The organism is Lysobacter sp. K5869, assembly GCF_018847975.1.
In the GTDB taxonomy this organism is placed as follows: domain Bacteria; phylum Pseudomonadota; class Gammaproteobacteria; order Xanthomonadales; family Xanthomonadaceae; genus Lysobacter.
Window position 1 is genome coordinate 5,368,103 of sequence record NZ_CP072597.1, and the last position, 14,535, is coordinate 5,382,637.

Annotated in this window: 13 protein-coding genes; 8 read left to right on the forward strand and 5 right to left on the reverse strand. The window is 69.7% G+C overall.

The window, feature by feature from the left end; translation table 11 throughout:
* Window positions 1-442 precede the first annotated feature (442 nt).
* Together J5226_RS22805 and J5226_RS22810 are read left to right on the forward strand one after the other, a co-directional pair.
* A complete protein-coding gene (locus J5226_RS22805; RefSeq protein WP_215837219.1) occupies window positions 443-2,017 on the forward strand; it encodes a DNA-3-methyladenine glycosylase 2 in 1,575 nt (524 codons plus the stop codon).
* Window positions 2,014-2,556: a methylated-DNA--[protein]-cysteine S-methyltransferase gene (locus J5226_RS22810; RefSeq protein ID WP_215837220.1), complete on the forward strand. Its 543-nt coding sequence runs from the start codon at window positions 2,014-2,016 to the stop codon at window positions 2,554-2,556. Before J5226_RS22805 ends, J5226_RS22810 begins: the two co-directional genes overlap by 4 nt.
* Window positions 2,557-2,664: 108 nt before the next feature.
* On the opposite strand, the gene J5226_RS22815 is transcribed toward J5226_RS22810, so the two are convergent.
* The gene (locus J5226_RS22815) at window positions 2,665-3,951 is read right to left on the reverse strand and encodes a formimidoylglutamate deiminase (RefSeq protein ID WP_255322902.1); all 1,287 of its coding nucleotides are present in this window, start codon (window positions 3,949-3,951) and stop codon (window positions 2,665-2,667) included.
* Between the two features lie 142 nt (window positions 3,952-4,093).
* On the opposite strand from J5226_RS22815, the gene hutI reads away from it, so the two are divergent.
* The 3 genes from hutI (at window position 4,094) to J5226_RS22830 (ending at window position 7,828) form a co-directional block, all read left to right on the forward strand.
* Window positions 4,094-5,335: an imidazolonepropionase gene (hutI, locus tag J5226_RS22820; RefSeq protein WP_215837222.1), complete on the forward strand. Its 1,242-nt coding sequence runs from the start codon at window positions 4,094-4,096 to the stop codon at window positions 5,333-5,335.
* A gap of 397 nt (window positions 5,336-5,732) precedes the next feature.
* Entirely contained in the window at window positions 5,733-6,956 is a 1,224-nt protein-coding gene (locus J5226_RS22825; RefSeq protein WP_215837223.1) for a dipeptidase, read from the forward strand.
* A complete protein-coding gene (locus tag J5226_RS22830; protein WP_215837224.1) occupies window positions 6,953-7,828 on the forward strand; it encodes a DUF6348 family protein in 876 nt (291 codons plus the stop codon). The genes J5226_RS22825 and J5226_RS22830 overlap by 4 nt, the downstream gene beginning before the upstream one ends.
* Window positions 7,829-7,940: 112 nt before the next feature.
* Here the strand turns inward: J5226_RS22830 and J5226_RS22835 are convergent, their stop codons facing one another.
* The 3 genes from J5226_RS22835 to J5226_RS22845 form a co-directional block, all read right to left on the reverse strand.
* On the reverse strand, window positions 7,941-8,594 hold the full coding sequence (locus tag J5226_RS22835) for a hypothetical protein (protein ID WP_215837225.1): 654 nt from the start codon (window positions 8,592-8,594) through the stop codon (window positions 7,941-7,943).
* Window positions 8,595-8,848: 254 nt separating this feature from the next.
* A complete protein-coding gene (locus tag J5226_RS22840) occupies window positions 8,849-9,034 on the reverse strand; it encodes a 30S ribosomal protein THX (protein ID WP_057946712.1) in 186 nt (61 codons plus the stop codon).
* A 204-nt stretch (window positions 9,035-9,238) separates the two neighbouring features.
* Window positions 9,239-9,646 (reverse strand): MerC domain-containing protein, encoded by a 408-nt coding sequence (locus J5226_RS22845; protein WP_215837226.1) that lies wholly within the window; start codon window positions 9,644-9,646, stop codon window positions 9,239-9,241.
* A gap of 92 nt (window positions 9,647-9,738) precedes the next feature.
* On the opposite strand from J5226_RS22845, the gene J5226_RS22850 reads away from it, so the two are divergent.
* From J5226_RS22850 to J5226_RS22860, 3 genes are all read left to right on the forward strand, one after another.
* On the forward strand, window positions 9,739-11,757 hold the full coding sequence (locus tag J5226_RS22850) for a TonB-dependent receptor (protein ID WP_215837227.1): 2,019 nt from the start codon (window positions 9,739-9,741) through the stop codon (window positions 11,755-11,757).
* A 232-nt stretch (window positions 11,758-11,989) separates the two neighbouring features.
* A complete protein-coding gene (locus J5226_RS22855; RefSeq protein ID WP_255322903.1) occupies window positions 11,990-12,385 on the forward strand; it encodes a MarR family winged helix-turn-helix transcriptional regulator in 396 nt (131 codons plus the stop codon).
* Window positions 12,386-12,480: 95 nt separating this feature from the next.
* Window positions 12,481-13,734, forward strand: a complete 1,254-nt coding sequence (locus J5226_RS22860) for an MFS transporter (protein WP_215837229.1) — start codon at window positions 12,481-12,483, stop codon at window positions 13,732-13,734.
* A gap of 281 nt (window positions 13,735-14,015) precedes the next feature.
* Here the strand turns inward: J5226_RS22860 and J5226_RS22865 are convergent, their stop codons facing one another.
* On the reverse strand, window positions 14,016-14,513 hold the full coding sequence (locus J5226_RS22865; RefSeq protein WP_215837230.1) for a transcriptional repressor: 498 nt from the start codon (window positions 14,511-14,513) through the stop codon (window positions 14,016-14,018).
* Window positions 14,514-14,535: the final 22 nt, after the last annotated feature.

Genomic DNA, 14,535 nt, shown 5'->3' on the forward strand with positions numbered 1-14,535 from the left:
GCTTCTTGCGCAAGCGATGCAAACCGCGCCCGCGCGGAAGCGCCTACGATTGAGTCCCGCCCGCTATCTGTAGGAGCGGCGTAAGCCGCGACCAACCGAAGCGACGCACGAAAGCGCCCCTTCCGAAGCCGCGCATCCCCACCCCGTCATTCCGGCGAAAGCCGGAATCCATTTTGTCGTTGCTGTTGCGTTCGCGCTCTTCGCTGGCTCACGCGAAGGCAAGAGCAAAATGGATTCCGGCTTTCGCCGGAATGACGGGGTCGAAGGTTTCGTCAATGACGGGGTCGAAGGTTTCGCCGTAGTTGTATTGGCGCGGTCGCGGCTCGCGCCGCTCCTACAGGGCGCCATCGCGACAAACGTCTGAATCGGCCTCATCCGCCTCGCCCACGTTCATGTCCGAATCCGGCGAGTCCCCCTCCCGCCCCGGTGCTAGTCTGCGCCCATGGACGCCCCCGCCCTCCCCGCTCCCGACACCTCGCTGCCGCCGCCGCACGTGTGCGAGCAGGCGCGCATCAGCCGCGATCCGCGCTTCGACGGTCTGTTCTTCGTCGCCGTCACCAGCACCGGCATCTATTGCCGGCCGGTGTGTCCCGCGCCGACCGCGAAGAGCGCCAACGTCAAATACTTCGGCCACGCCGCGGCCTGCGAAGCCGCCGGTTTCCGCCCCTGCCTGCGCTGCCGGCCCGAGTTGTCGCCGGCCGACGGCGCGTGGCGACGCGGCGACGCGGCGGTGGCGCGCGCCTTGAAGTTGATCGACGAAGGCGTGCTGGCCGACCAACCGCTGTCGGCGCTGGCCGAACGCGTCGGCCTCGGCGAGCGGCAGCTGCGCCGCTTGTTCGTCGAACGCCTCGGCGCGCCGCCGGTCGGCGTGCACGGCACGCGGCGTTTGCTGTTCGCCAAGCAATTGCTCACCGAAACCCGCTTGCCGATCACCGAAGTCGCGCTCGCTGCCGGCTTCGGCAGCTTGCGCCGCTTCAACGCCGCGTTCCTCGAGGCCTACCGCATGGCGCCGCGCGATCTGCGCCGGCGCCCGAACGAATCGCCCGAAGGCGACGGCGACGCGCTGGTGCTGCGATTGGGCTACCGGCCGCCGTACGACCTGAGCGCGATGCTGGATTTCCTGCGCGGCCGCGCGCTGCCCGGCGTCGAGCACGTCGACGAGCGCAGCTACACCCGCGCCATCGGTCCGATCGAAGCGCCGGGTTGGCTGCGGGTGAGCGCATGGCCGTCCGACAAGCAAGACCGCCAGCACGCGCTGAAGCTGGAGCTGCACGGCGCCGCGCCGTCGCGCCTGCTGGAAATCACCAACCGGCTGCGCCGCATGTTCGATCTCGACGCCGATCCCACCGCCATCGGCGCGGCCTTGTCGGTCGACCCGCGCCTGCGCGCGCTGGTCGCCAAACGTCCGGGCCTGCGCGTGCCCAGCGGCTGGGACGGTTTCGAGATTTCGGTGCGCGCGATTCTCGGCCAGCAAGTCAGCGTCGCCGCCGCGCGCACGCTGGCCGCGCGCGTGGCGCAGCGTTTCGGGCAAGCCCTGCCGCAGCCGTTCGGGCCGGGACTCACCCATCTGTTTCCGACGCCGGTGGAACTGGCCGAGGCCGATCTGGCCGAAATCGGCCTGACCCGCGCCCGCGCCGACACCGTGCGCACCGTCGCCCGCGCGCTGCTCGACGGCCGGGTCGATTTCCGCGCCGAACGCACGCTCGACGAGTTCGTCGCGCGCTGGGTCGCGCTACCCGGCATCGGCCCGTGGACCGCGCACTACATCGCGCTGCGCGCGCTCGGCCATCCCGACGCGTTCCCGGCCGACGATCTGGTCCTGCAAAAAGCCTTGCCCGAAGACGGCGTGCGCCTGAGCGCCAAGGCGCTGGGCGCGCGCGCCGAAGCGTGGCGGCCGTGGCGCGCCTACGGCACGATCCACGTCTGGCGCGACAGCATGCCGGCACCGCTGCCGCTGAAGACCGCCACGCGCGCCGCGCCGGCCGGCAGGGAAAAGAAAGCGAGGAAGGCCGCATGAGTTCGCCGATCCGGCTCAAGCGCGGCGAGGTGCGCTACCAACACATCGACAGCCCGGTCGGCCGCTTGCTGCTGGCCAGCGGCGAGGACGGCCTGCGACTGATCGAATTCGAGGCGCCTTGGCATCCGGCGGCGATGGACGAGGCCTGGCGCGAAGGCGACGACGACGTGCTCGCCGCGACGCGACGCCAGCTCAACGAATACTTTGCCGGCCGCCGTCGCGACTTCGATCTGCCGCTGGCGCCGCACGGCACCGCGTTCCAGCTGCAGTGCTGGCGCGCGCTGGCGCTGATTCCGTACGGGGAGACCTGGAGCTACGGGCAAATGGCGCGCCACCTCGGCCAGCCCACGGCGACGCGCGCGGTCGGCGCGGCGAACGGGCGCAATCCGCTGCCGATCGTGCTGCCCTGCCATCGGGTGATCGGCTCCGACGGCAGCCTGACCGGGTTCGGCGGCGGGTTGCCGGTGAAGAAGCACCTGCTGACGTTGGAAGGCGCGTTGCAAGAAGCGCCGCACGTCGGAGACCTGTTCGCGAGCTGAAAGCCCTGGGTAGGAGCTGCGTAAGCTGCGACCGCGAAACCACGCCTACGTCGTAGGTGCGGTTTCGCGGTCGCAGCTTACGCAGCTCCTACAGGGAGACAGCGGGCATCAGTCGGCCAACAAGGCCCGCAAGGTATCGCCGTAACGCCGCGCGATCGCCTCGCCATCGCGGTGCCGCCCCTGCGCCACCACCCGCTGGCCGCCGACGAACGCCTCGCGCACCAGAGTGCGGTTGCCGCTGAACAACCAGCGATCCACGTAATCGCCGTCGGTGGCGCCCGCGAATGCCGGCGCGTCGCGGTCCAGCACCAAGGTGTCGCCCGCGAGTTCCGCGGCGGCGAAGCCGGTCGAACGCTGCGCGCTCGCCGCCACGCCGCGCAGCAAGGTCTCGCCGACGCTGTCGGAGCCGTCCGCGCCGACGCTCACCGCGATGTTGCGCCGGCGCGTGATCAGCCGCTGGCCGTATTCGAGCCAGCGCAGTTCTTCCACCGGCGACACCGAGATGTGCGAATCCGAACCGACGCCCCAGTGGCCGCCGGCGTCGAGGTAATCGCGCAACGGGAACAGGCCGTCGCCGAGGTTGGCTTCGGTGGTGGTGCAGATCGCCACCGTCGCGCCGCTGCGCGCGGTGTCGCGCACTTCGCTTTCGTCCAGATGGGTGGCGTGGACGAGGGTCCAGCGCTCGTCGACGGCGGCGTTGTCGAGCAGCCAGCGCACCGGCCGCGCGCCGCGCACGGCGAGGCAGTCCTCGACTTCGGCGACCTGTTCGGCGATGTGCACGTGCACGCGGCTGTCTGACGGCAGCGCCGCCAACACGTCGCGCATCGGCGCCGGCGGCACCGCGCGCAGGCTGTGCAGGCAGCAGCCCACGCGCAGCATCGGGTTCTGTTCGGCGCGCAGCGTCTCCAGCAAACGCAGGTAGGCATCGACCTCGTGGCCGAAACGGCGCTGGCGCTCGCCGAGCGGGCGTTCGTCGAAGCCGCCGGTCATGTACAGCACCGGCAGCAGGGTCATGCGGATGCCGGTGTCGCGCGCCGCGGCGATCAGCGCGCGCGACATCGCCGCCGGGTCGGCGTAGGGCCGGCCGTCGGGCGCGTGGTGCAGGTAGTGGAATTCGCAGACGCTGGTGTAGCCGGCTTCGAGCATCTCGGCGTAGAGCTGCGCGGCCACCGCGTACAGCGCTTCGGGGGTGAAGCGGGCGGCGAAGCGGTACATCGTCTCGCGCCAGGTCCAGAAGCTGTCGGCGGGGTTGGTCTGGCGTTCGGCCATGCCCGCCATCGCGCGCTGGAAGGCGTGCGAATGCAGGTTGGCGATGCCCGGCACGATGCGTTGGCCGGACGCGTCGCCGCGCCAGCCTTGCGGGGTCCACACGGAATTCGGGGCGGTTGCGTTCATGGCCGGCATTCTCGCCTGCGCGGCGGCCGAGGAAAACCGCCGCCGCCGCGCTTTGCCGAAGCCGGCCGCCCGCGCCGCCGGGGTCGGCACGATGCGCCGGCGTACACAACCGGCGGCGGGCGCAGCCACTAGAATCGCCGGCATGACGTCCTCATCGCACTCCACCGACCGCCGCCCGTACGACGGCCTGATCCTCGGCGCCTCGCTCGCCGCCCTCGACGGCCGCGACGGCTACGGCGAGATCGCCGACGCCGCGCTGGCCTGGCGCGACGGCCGCATCGCCTGGATCGGCCCGCGCGCGCAGCTGCCCGCGGCGCCGGACACCCTGGCCGACGAAGTGATCCGCGCCGAGGGCTGGATCACCCCCGGCCTGATCGACTGCCACACCCATCTGGTCTTCGCCGGCGACCGCGCGCGCGAGTTCGAGCTGCGCCTGCAGGGCGCCAGCTACGAAGAGATCGCCCGCGCCGGCGGCGGCATCGTCTCCAGCGTGCGCGCGGTGCGCGAGGCCAGCGAGGACGAGCTGCTGCGCCAGTCGCTGCCGCGCGCCCGCGCGCTCATCGCCGACGGCGCCACCACCGTGGAGATCAAATCCGGCTACGGCCTGAATTTCGACAACGAACGCAAGATGCTGCGGGTCGCGCGGCGCCTGGGCGAGCAGCTCGGCGTGCGCGTGCGCACCACCTATCTGGCCGCGCACGCGCTGCCGCCGGAGTACCAGGGCCGCGCCGACGACTACATCGAGGCCGCCTGCGAATGGCTGCCGCGGCTGCATGCCGAAGGTCTGGTCGACGCGGTCGACGCGTTCTGCGAAGACATCGGCTTCAGCCCGGCGCAGACCACGCGCATGTTCGAAGCCGCGCGCGCGCTCGGGCTGCCGGTGAAGCTGCACGCCGACCAGCTCAGCGACCTCGGCGGCGGCGCGCTGGCCGCGGCCTTCGACGGGCTGTCGGCCGATCATGTCGAACACACCTCGCTCGACAGCGTGCGCGCGATGGCCGCGCACGGCACCGTCGCAGTGCTGCTGCCCGGCGCTTTCCACGTGCTGCGCGAAACCAAGCTGCCGCCGCTGGACGCGTTCCGCGAGCACGGCGTGGCGATGGCGGTGGCGACCGACTGCAACCCCGGCACCTCGCCGCTGCTGTCGCTGCGGCAGGCGATGCAGCTGTCGTGCACGCATTTCCGCTTGACGCCGGAAGAAGCGCTGCGCGGGGCGACCGTGCATGCGGCCCAGGCGCTCGGGTTGGCCGAGGCCGGCGCGCTGACGCTCGGCGCGAGCGCGGATTTCGTGGTGTGGGATATCCGGCATCCGGCCGAGCTGTGTTATTGGCTGGGTGGGCGTTTGGCGCAGCGCGTGCATTGCCGAGGTCGCCGCATCGCTTGATCGCGCCCTGTAGGAGCGGCGTGAGCCGCGACCCACCGCAGCGACGCACGCAAGCGCAGCTCCCCGAAGCCCCACATCTCCAACTCCGTCATTCCGGCGCAAGCCGGAATCCATTTTGCTTTTGTCTTTGATCGATCCTGCGCCGCGCGGGTACGCAACAGCAACGGCAAAATGGATTCCGGCTTTCGCCGGAATGACGGGGTTGGGGGTGGCACGGCTTCGGGGAGTTGCGCTTGCGTACGTCGCTGCGGTTGGTCGCGGCTCACGCCGCTCCTACAAGCAGCCCAGGCGGATTCTCCGTGACCTGTCGCTGCACCGCCGCAACCGGCGCCGCCGCGCTGTTGTACGCTGAGAGTCCCGCGCGCACCCCTGCGCGCCGCGCCCAACCGGAGGACCCGTGCGGATCGCCGCTCTCGCTCTAGCCCTTGCTCTCGCGCCCGCTGTTTCCCTCGCGCCGCTGGCGGCGCACGCCGATCAGCCCCTCAGCGCGGGCCAACGCTTCGCCCAGGACGCGGTCATCGTCGATACCCACATCGACGCGCCGAGCCTGCTGCTGCGCAACTGGGCCGATCTCGGCCTGGACACGCCCAAGGTCGAATTCGACTACCCGCGCGCGCGCCAGGGCGGGCTCGATGTCGCTTTCATGTCGATCTACACCTCGCCCGGCGAGGACGCCGCCGGCACCGCCACCCAAACCGCGCACACCCAGATCGACGCGGTCGAGGCGATGGTCGGGCGCCGTCCCGACCAGTTCGCGGTGCTGCGTTCGCCGAAGGACTTCGAGCGCTTGAACGCGCACAACCAGCGCGTGCTGCTGGCGCTGGGCATGGAGAACGGCGCGCCGATCGGCGACGACCTGTCCAAGCTCAAGCTGTTCTTCGACCGCGGCGTGCGCTACATCACCCTCGCCCACAGCGAGGACAACCGCATCAGTGATTCGTCCTACAGCCGCAAGCGCACCTGGAAGGGTCTGAGCCCGTTCGGCGAAAAAGTCGTCGACGAGATGAACCGGCTCGGCATCATGGTCGACGTCTCGCATTTGTCCGACGACGCCGTGCGCGCGGTGCTCGCGCGCAGCAAGGCGCCGGTGATCGCCAGCCACTCGGGCCTGCGCCACTTCACTCCGGGCTTCGAGCGCAACCTCAGCGACGAACTGGCCAAGGCGGTCGCGGCCAAGGGCGGCGTGGTCCAGGTGGTGTTCGGCAACGCCTTCGTCGATCCGGCCTCGGCCGCCGACACCCAGGCCTATTTCGTCGCCAGCGCCCAGTTCGAGCAGGAGCAGGCGGCGGCGCGCAAGCGCGGGGAAACGCCGAAGAGCAGCGAAGCCTTCGATAAAGAATGGGAAGCCGCGCATCCGCCGCGTGCGGTCAAGATCGACGCGGTGCTGAACCAGATCGATTACGCGGTGAAGCTGCTCGGCCCCGACCACGTCGGTATCGGTTCGGATTTCGACGGCGTCAGCGGCGCGCTGCCCGACGGGCTCAAGTCGGTCGCCGATTATCCGAACCTGATCGAAGGGCTGAAGGCGCGTGGGCATTCCGACGAGACCATCCGCAAGGTGCTCGGCGGCAATCTGCTGCGCGTGTGGGGCGAGGTCGAGGCCAAGGCGGTGCGGCCGTGAGCGCATCGGCGGCCGGGCCCGAATTCGCCCTGCTCGAAGGCAATCCCGGCGGATCGCCGACCGGCCATCTGCGTTTCGAGGACGAGGAAGGCGAGACCTTCCTGGAGCCGTTCGATCTGGTGGACACGCTCGGCGAGATCCTGCGCGCGCTCGAGCATCGCGTCCACATTTACGACAACGGCTGGATCGAGATCGGCGACGACGGCTTGTTCGCGTACCCGCAGCTGGTCGAGTTCACCGAGCTCGACGGCGAAACCATCCGCACCGCCTGCACCATCCAGTGCAATCATCCGCGGCTGTTCCCGCAGGGTTTGTTCGAGTATCAGCACGCCACCGGCGAGAACTTCGACGCCTCGGTCAAGCGCGGCTTCGAGCAATGGGCGCGCACCGACCTGATGGCCCTGCTCGACGCGGCGCGCGACGAGCCGGAAACGTGCATGAGCATGCGCATGGAGTTCGGCGGCGAGGACGGCGCGCCGAAGCGGCAGCGACGCGTGGTGTTCGGGCCGATCGCGCACTTCGGCCGCGCCCAGACCGAGCCGGCGCAAGCCGCGGACGCCTGCGGCACCGGCGGCAACGACAGCGAGGACGGCGACGAAGACGGTCACGACTTCTGCCCGTGCTGCTTGTTCACCAATTCCATCGACGCGTTCAAGCCCTTGCTCGAAGGCGAAGGCGTGTTCGCGCTGCGCCTGTTCGCCTCGCGCGATCACGAGGACGGCGAATGCACGGCCGATTGCCGGGTCAACGGCGAAGACTGGCCGCAAGGCCTGGACGGGCTGCGCGATTACGCCGCCACTTGGCCGACCGCGCCGGGGCAGACGCTGGAATTCCGCAAGCAGTACGTGGTGGTGCAGGACGCGCCGGCGTAGGACGCGTCACGCGGCCCGCGCCGGACCTAAGCGCGCCGAAGCGCCGCCCAAAAAAGAAGCCCGGCGCGAGCCGGGCTTCTTCGTTCCATCCGCGATGACGCCGACGCAGGGCTCAGAAGCTCCAGCGCACGCCGACGCGGTACTGCTTCTGGTCGCTGCCGAATTCGCCTTCGGCGACGATGCCCCAGCTGTCGTTGAACTTGATCAGGCCGCCCAGCGTGCCGCTGAACTCCTTGTCGTACATGTCGCCGTCGGTGTAGTTGGCCTTGATCCAACCCTCGAAATTGCGCGCCAGCTGGCCGCGCAGACCGAGCGAGGCGCGGTAGTCGTCGCCGTCGACGGTGTCGTTGTCGAAACTATGGTTCTTGGCCTTGAAGCGGGTGCGCACGTAGCTCAGCTCGCCGTTCCACTCGACCCGGTCGCTGAGCTGGTGGTTGTAGCCGAAACCGGCATGGCCCTGCTGCGCGTCCACCTCGAATTCGTCGACCTGGCCGAGATTGCCGACGCTGATACCGATACTGTCGTCCTTGCCCTTCTGGTAGCCGCCGAACACGTAGAACTTCTCGCCGACCGCGAACGAGCCGTTGATGAAGCCGCCGTTGGCCTTCATGTCCTCGACCTTCACGATCGCCGGCGCATCGACCGGCAGTTCGGCCTGATGGTTGACGAACCCGGCTTCGACGTACGAGTGGCTGAGCTTCTCGTAAGCGGCGGCGGAGGTGGAGGCGGCGGCCAGCGCGAGGGCCAGCGCGAGTTGCTTCTTCATAAGTCCCCTTGATCCTTGATTGGTAGGCGTCCCGTTCCTCGGGAGCGGCGGGGATGTTAATGAAAAAATTACAAGCCGTCTCGGATTTTTGAGGTCGGCCACACTTACTTCGCGATGCAAGTGAGGTTTGTACTCAAGCGTTGCGGCGAAGACGCACCGGCCGGCACGTCGCGGGCGGCAGGGCCGGAAAAACAAAAGCCCCGCCGGAGCGGGGCTTCGTCGTCGCATCGGCGGCCGTGCGGCCGCGCAGCGACTTACTCCTTGGTGGCCTTCTTCGCCACGACCTTCTTGGCCGGCGCCTTGGCGACGGCGGTCTTGGCGGTCTTCTTGGCGGCCGGCGCGGCGGCGCTGCCGGTGGCCTTGGTCACGGCCTTGCGGGCGTTGCCGTAGCTGGAGTTGTAGCGCTTGCCCTTGGCGGTCTTGCGGTCGCCCTTACCCATGGTCGTGCTCCTGTAATCGTGATGTACGTGTTTCGAAATGACGGCTCGCGCAAGCCGCGAACGCCGCGGCCGGGATCGCGAAGCCCGGGATCGGCGCGGACGGCTCGCGCGCGAGGCTGCGAAGCCTAGCATAAGCGCCCGGAACGCGGGTTCCGCGGGGCACGCGGCGGCCCGAGCATGGTTTTCGCAGCGCCGGCGACGCGCTCAGTGGGCGCAGCTGGCGTCGTGGATGTGGCCGTGGTTGAGGCGCAGATTGGCCAGATGGGCCAGCCCGACCAGGGCGCCGCCGAGGGTCATGGCGACGGCGTGCGGGATCAGGGAATGGTGCAGCGGGGCGTACAGCACGCCGACCCACAGCAGGGTCAGGCCGGGGACGAGGAAACTCAGCGCGCGCAGCGCATGGTGGCGGCGATAGCCCGAGATCACGCTGAAGCAGCCCAGCGCGGTGGCGAAGATCACGAACGCCAGCTCGAAGCTGTCGCCGAACCACGCCGCCAGCCCCAGCGAGGGCAGCACCGCGATCAGCAGCGGCAGGGCGGCGCAATGCACCGCGCAGGCCAGCGAGCCGAAGGCGCCGATCCGGTCGAGCAGGCCGCGAAGGAATGCCGTCATGAGGGGATGACTTATGGGATGGTTGTCAATCAGGTAGCGTTACTTTATAACATTTCAACCTCCCCCGCCAGTTCAGAATCGGCTCTCTCGACATGTCCAACCCCATCGTGGTCTCTCCCCGCGCTCGTCGCAGCGCGCTCGCTCTGGCTTTGTCCCTGGCCCTGCCGTTCGGCCAGGCCGCCGCCCAGGACGCCGCCGCCACCAATCCCAGCGACACCCGCCACGACAAGGCTACCAGCCTGGACGCGGTGGTCGTGACCGCCAACCCGCTCAAGAGCAGCGCCGAAGACCTGGCCCAGCCGGTCGAGGTGCTGGCCGGCGCCAAGCTCGACGAAGCCCGCGGCAACACCCTGGGCGAAACCGTCGGCAAGCTGCCCGGCGTGCAGAGCTCCAACTTCGGCGCCGGCGTCGGCCGGCCGATCATCCGCGGCCTGGAGGGCGCGCGCGTGGCGGTGATGAGCGGCGGTTTGGCGACGCAAGACGTCTCCACCGTCAGCCAAGACCACAACGTCGCCATCGAGCCGTTCCTGGCCGACCAGATCGAAGTGCTCAAGGGCCCGGCCACCCTGCTCTACGGCAGCGGCGCGATCGGCGGCGTGGTCAACGTGGTCGACGGCCGCATCGCCGAAAAGCCGCTCGACGAAACCGTGTCCGGCCGCGCCGAAATCCGCCGCAGCAGCGTCGACGACGGCGTCACCGGCATGGCCCGCGTCGACGCCTCCGGCGCCGACGGCGCGCTGGTGCTGCACGCCGACGGCGTGTACCGCAACAAGGACGATTACGACACGCCGCTGGGCCGCCAGCGCAACAGCGCCGTCGATACCAAGACCGGCGCGCTCGGCGCGTCCTTGGTCGGCGATCTGGGCTTCCTGGGTTTCTCCGCCGCGCGCTACGAAGACAAGTACGGCAATCCGGGCGAGCCGGGCAACCCCGCCGAAGGCGAGCCGCCGGTGCACATCGACATGAAGCAGAACCGCTTCGAGCTCAAGGGCGGCATCAATCAGGAATTCGGCATTTTCAGCGGCATGCGCGCCAGCGTCGCCAAGACCGAATACGAACACACCGAGTTCGAGGGTACCGAGGTCGGCACGCGCTTTCTCAACGACGCCACCGAAGGCCGGGTCGAGTTGACCCACAAACCGCTGGCCGGCTGGACCGGCGCGCTGGGTTTGCAGGGTTCGGACCGCACCTTCCAGGCCATCGGCGAAGAGGCCTTCGTGCCGCGCACCAAGACCCGCGCCGGCGGCCTGTTCCTGACCGAACAGCGCGAGTGGGATGCGCTCAAGCTCGAACTCGGCGCGCGCGTGGACAAGGTCAAGCTCAGCCCCGAGGGCGAGGCCAAGCGCGATTTCACCCCGGTCAGCCTGTCGGCCGGCTTGCTGTGGAAGTTCAACGACGCCTGGCGCCTGAGCGTCAACCTCGACCGCGCCGAACGCGCGCCGGCCGAGGAAGAACTGTTCGCCCACGGACTGCACGCGGCCACCGCGTCGTTCGAGATCGGCGATGCGAACCTGCGCAAGGAGCGCGCCGATCAGTTCGAGGTCGGCCTGCATTACCACGGTTCGATGTTCGAGGCGAAGGTCGCGGCGTATCAGACCCGCTTCGACGGCTTCATCTATCTGGTCGATACCGGCGAGTTCGAGGAAGGCAATCCGGTGCGCCAGTGGAGCCAGGCCGACGCCAAGTTCACCGGCTTCGAGGGCGAGGCCATCGCGCACGTGTTCGACGGCGCCGCCGGCAAGTTCGACGTGCGCGTGTTCGGCGACACCGTGCGCGCCAAGCTCGACCGCGGCGGCAACCTGCCGCGGATCGCGCCGGCGCGTTTCGGCGGCGAACTGCGCTGGGACGCCGACAGCTGGCGCGCCTCGCTCGGCGCCACCCGCTACACGAAGCAGGACAAGGTGGCGGTCAACGAAACCCCGACCGACGGCTACACCTTGGTCGATGCGCATCTGGCGTATCACTGGGACGCCGGCAACCTCGGCTACGAGCTGTTCCTCGACGGCAACAACCTCACCGATCAGGAAGCGCGCGTGCACACCTCCTTCCTCAAGGACACCGTGGTGCTGCCCGGCCGCGGCGTGGACTTCGGCGTGCGGGTGTTCTTCTGATCCCAAGCTTCCGGCGCGCGTAACCCGCGCGCCGCCGCTCCGCGCGCGGAGACGGGGCCGCCCTCTCTCCCGACGCCCGGGTCCGCCCGGGCTCGAAGGCCCCGCCTCCGCGCCCCCGAACGCCGGCCCTCGCGGCCGGCGTTTGCGGTTGCGGACGAATTAGGTGTATATACACCCAATGACCGAGACCGCCGTCCCCGCCCCGACCCAGAGCGTCTGCACCTGCTTTCGCATGCGCAAACTTTCGCGGCTGATGAGCCAGCGCTACGACCAGGCGCTGGCGCCGGCCGGGCTCAACCTCAACCAGTACTCGATCCTGCGCCGCACCGGCGGCCGCGGCCGGCCGCTGGGCGAAATCGCGCACGAACTGGGCATGGACCGCAGCACCCTGAGCCGCGACCTCAAGCCGCTGGTGGCGGCCGGCTGGGTCGAGTCCGCGCCGGGCGAAGACGCGCGCCAACGGCGGCTGCGCGTGACCGTCGCCGGCCGCGCGGCGATCGAACGCGCGGTGCCGCTGTGGCGGCAGGCGCAGGACGAAATCGACCAAGGGCTCGGCGCCGAGGGCATCGCGGCGCTGCACGCGCAGTTGGATCGGGCGATCGCGCAGTTGCAGGCAAGCGCGGCGTGATCGCGAACGCAGCGAACGAAACGCACCGGGCCTGAGCGCCCTTCGACACGGCGCGCGACAACGCGCCTCCCTCCCCTTTCACCGCGCAGAGCCCCATGACGCCCACGTCCCCCACGGCTCCACCCAAGCCCGCGTCCTACTGGCCGCTGCTGCTCGCCGCCACCGCGATGCTGCTGATCACGATGGGCATCCGCCAATCGCAAGGCCTGCTGATCAAACCCATCGGCCACAGCACCGGCCTGGGCATCGCCGAGATCAGCTTCGCCCTGGCCATCGGCCAATTCGTCTGGGGCGCGGTGCAGCCGTTGTTCGGCGCGCTCGCCGATCAGCGCGGCCCGGGTCGGGTGTTGGTGTTCGGCGGGTTGCTGTTGGTCGCCGGCATGGGGCTGACGCCGTTCGTGTCCTCGCAATGGGGCTTGATGGTCACCCTCGGCGTGCTCGGCGCGGCCGGCGCGGGGGCGGGCAGTTTCTCGATCCTGATCGGCGCCACCGCGCAGCGCATTCCCGCGGAAAAGCGCTCGATGGCGGCCGGCGTCATCAACGCCGGCGGTTCGATGGGCCAGTTCCTGTTCGCGCCGCTGGTGCAGGCGGTGATCGCCGCGGCCGGCTGGATGGCGGCGATGTGGACGCTCGCCGTCGCCGCGCTGGCGACGCTGCCGCTGGCGTGGCCGCTGCGGCGCCGGCGCGAGCCCGCATCGCCGACGGCCGCCGCCGGCGCCGCGCCCGCCGGCATCGGCCTGCGCGAACAACTGCGCATCGCTCTGCGCGAACCGAGCTATTGGATGCTGCACGTGGGCTTCTTCACCTGCGGCTTCCACATCGCGTTTTTGGTCACGCACTTGCCCGGCGAAATCGCGCTGTGCGGGCTGTCCGACAACGTTTCGGCGATGGCGCTGGGTCTGATCGGCTTGTTCAACGTCGCCGGCAGCCTCGCCGCCGGCTGGCTCGGCCAGCGCTACCGCATGAAGTACTTGCTGGCCGGCATGTACGCCAGCCGCGCGGCGCTGATCGCGATCTATCTGGTCTCGCCGCCGACGCCGACGACGTTCTATCTGTTCGCCGCGGGTTTGGGCGTGACCTGGCTGGCGACGGTGCCGCCGACCGCGGGCCTGGTCGGCAAGCTGTTCGGCCCGCGCTATCTGGGCACGCTGTTCGGGCTGACCCTGTTGTCGCACCAGATCGGCGGTTTCTTCGGCGCGTGGCTCGGCGGCTTGGCGATGGCGAAGTTCGGCGCGTACACCTGGATGTGGTACGCCGACATCGTGCTGGCGCTGTTGGCGGCGGCGGCGAATCTACCGATCCGCGAGGCGAAGCCGGCGGTGGCGGGGTTGGCGGCGGCGAAGGCCTGAGCGTTGCCGGTATCCCCCGTAGGAGCGGCGTAAGCCGCGACCGCGAACCCGCGGCCACGGCGAAACCCTCGTGCAGGCGAGCCCCTGCGGGCGAGTCGCGTCGTCGTTGGAAATTCGCGGTCGCGGCTTGCGCCGCTCCTACAGGGGGCCTTCGGCGGTGGGTGCGAAGGGCTCGCCGGGGCGATGCGGAGTCGGGTTTACGGCGAAATCGGCGGGCGAATTTCGCCGTCGGTGCGGGTTCGCGGTCGCGGCTTACGCCGCTCCTACATGCGGGGTCTCGGTCAGGCCTTGGCGGCTTTCGCCTCGACGCAATCGGCGCACATGCCGTGCACTTCCAGCGTCTGCGCCTGCGGCACGAAACCCAGCGCGCGGGCGCGGCCTTCGAGCAGGTCGACGATGCGTTCGTCTTCCAGTTCGGTCGCCGATTGGCAGGTGTCGCAGATCAGGAACGGCACCGCGTGCTGGGCGCCGCCGGGGTGGTGGCAGCCGACGAAGGCGTTGATCGAGGCGAGCTTGTGGATGAAGCCGTGCTCGAGCAGGAAATCCAGGGCGCGATAGATGGTCGGCGGCGCCGCGGCGTCGTGGGTCGCCTTCATCTGGTCGAGCAGGTCGTAAGCCTTCATCGGCTTGCCGGCGTCGGCGATCAGCCGCAGCGCGTGCGCGCGGATCGGCGTGAGCCGCAGCCCGCGCTGCTCGCAGGCCCGTTCGACCTCGTGCACGAAGGCGTCGCCGTCGTGGACGTGATGGTGGGGATCGGTGCAGGCGGTGTTGGCGCTCATGGCGGGCTCCGGTGGCGGCTCG

Bases quoted from the DNA above. Each gene is read 5' to 3' on its own strand.
- J5226_RS22805 (WP_215837219.1), top strand. From the start codon at position 443: ATGGACGCCCCCGCCCTCCCCGCTCCCGACACCTCGCTGCCGCCGCCG.
- J5226_RS22810 (WP_215837220.1), top strand. From the start codon at position 2,014: ATGAGTTCGCCGATCCGGCTCAAGCGCGGCGAGGTGCGCTACCAACAC.
- J5226_RS22815 (WP_255322902.1), bottom strand. From the start codon at position 3,951: ATGAACGCAACCGCCCCGAATTCCGTGTGGACCCCGCAAGGCTGGCGC.
- hutI (WP_215837222.1), top strand. From the start codon at position 4,094: ATGACGTCCTCATCGCACTCCACCGACCGCCGCCCGTACGACGGCCTG.
- J5226_RS22835 (WP_215837225.1), bottom strand. From the start codon at position 8,594: ATGAAGAAGCAACTCGCGCTGGCCCTCGCGCTGGCCGCCGCCTCCACC.
- J5226_RS22840 (WP_057946712.1), bottom strand. From the start codon at position 9,034: ATGGGTAAGGGCGACCGCAAGACCGCCAAGGGCAAGCGCTACAACTCC.
- J5226_RS22845 (WP_215837226.1), bottom strand. From the start codon at position 9,646: ATGACGGCATTCCTTCGCGGCCTGCTCGACCGGATCGGCGCCTTCGGC.
- J5226_RS22850 (WP_215837227.1), top strand. From the start codon at position 9,739: ATGTCCAACCCCATCGTGGTCTCTCCCCGCGCTCGTCGCAGCGCGCTC.
- J5226_RS22855 (WP_255322903.1), top strand. From the start codon at position 11,990: ATGCGCAAACTTTCGCGGCTGATGAGCCAGCGCTACGACCAGGCGCTG.
- J5226_RS22860 (WP_215837229.1), top strand. From the start codon at position 12,481: ATGACGCCCACGTCCCCCACGGCTCCACCCAAGCCCGCGTCCTACTGG.
- J5226_RS22865 (WP_215837230.1), bottom strand. From the start codon at position 14,513: ATGAGCGCCAACACCGCCTGCACCGATCCCCACCATCACGTCCACGAC.